This window comes from Mameliella sp. AT18, from assembly GCF_028807275.1.
In the GTDB taxonomy this organism is placed as follows: domain Bacteria; phylum Pseudomonadota; class Alphaproteobacteria; order Rhodobacterales; family Rhodobacteraceae; genus Antarctobacter; species Antarctobacter albus.
Genome location: NZ_JARAMO010000207.1, coordinates 1 through 1070, shown reverse-complemented (window position 1 = coordinate 1070; position 1070 = coordinate 1). Strand labels below are relative to the sequence as shown.

General features: G+C 52.9%; 1 rRNA gene. It reads left to right on the top strand.

What is annotated here, in order from left to right:
• Positions 1 to 568 precede the first annotated feature (568 nt).
• Positions 569 to 1070, top strand: a 23S ribosomal RNA gene (locus PVW46_RS18100); the annotation flags it as partial.

The following is a 1070-nucleotide window of genomic DNA, read 5'->3' as shown; positions in this document are numbered from 1 at the left end:
AGAGCGCACGCCTGATAAGCGTGAGGTCGGAGGTTCAAGTCCTCCTCGACCCACCATTCTCCGGGCCCACCGCTTCCTTCGATTGAATTGGCAAGCATTTGCGAATGCTTCCCTGTCCAATCGGACAAATTCACTGACATCGTATAGAGAGAAATCAATCAACATTGCTTGGTTGCCACAAGTGGGTGGCAATCTCAGTTGGTTCCGCAGTCAGGCCAATCATCGGTCTCTTGGGATGTGCAAACGTCCTCAAGTAGCCGGTAGGCGGCAGGACAAGATAACGCGGAAGGCGGAAGACAGGTCTAGCCGGCTTGTCCGACGTATCCCTTCTGAAACGAGCAATCGTTGTCCAAGTCAAGTACACTAACCACTCATTCTTCTGCTTGCAGAACGAATGAGAGGAATTTGAAACCGCTCGATGCGGTTTTGAATTCCATGTCCCGGCAAGCATGCCGGGGCGGGAAAGTATGCTTTGTCCGGTAAGAGGGAAGGGCGGTCTGCCGACCGTGCTTCCAGTCAAGGGTCCTTGCGAACCAGCGGGACGCCAAACCTTGCTCTTACTGGATCAAATCAAGCGCGAGAAGGGCGTTTGGTGGATGCCTTGGCAGCAAGAGGCGATGAAGGACGTGATACTCTGCGATAAGCCAGGGGGAGCCGAGAATAGGCTTTGATCCCTGGATCTCCGAATGGGGCAACCCACCTGATATTCAGTTATTATCAGCCGTCAGGTTTTTGATAATTGGGTAAACCAGGTACTTCTTACCTGAATACATAGGGTTTGAAGAGCAAACCCGGGGAACTGAAACATCTAAGTACCCGGAGGAAAGGAAATCAATGATACTCCCCTAGTAGCGGCGAGCGAACGGGGACCAGCCGAGCCTTGAGAGTGATCGGAACATGCTGGAAAGCATGGCCATAGCGGGTGACAGCCCCGTACGAGAAGCTCGATGGGACGTATTAAGTAGGGCGGGACACGTGGAATCCTGTCTGAAGATCGGAGGACCACCTTCGAAGGCTAAGTACTCCTTGCTGACCGATAGCGAACCAGTACCGTGAGGGAAAGGTGAAAA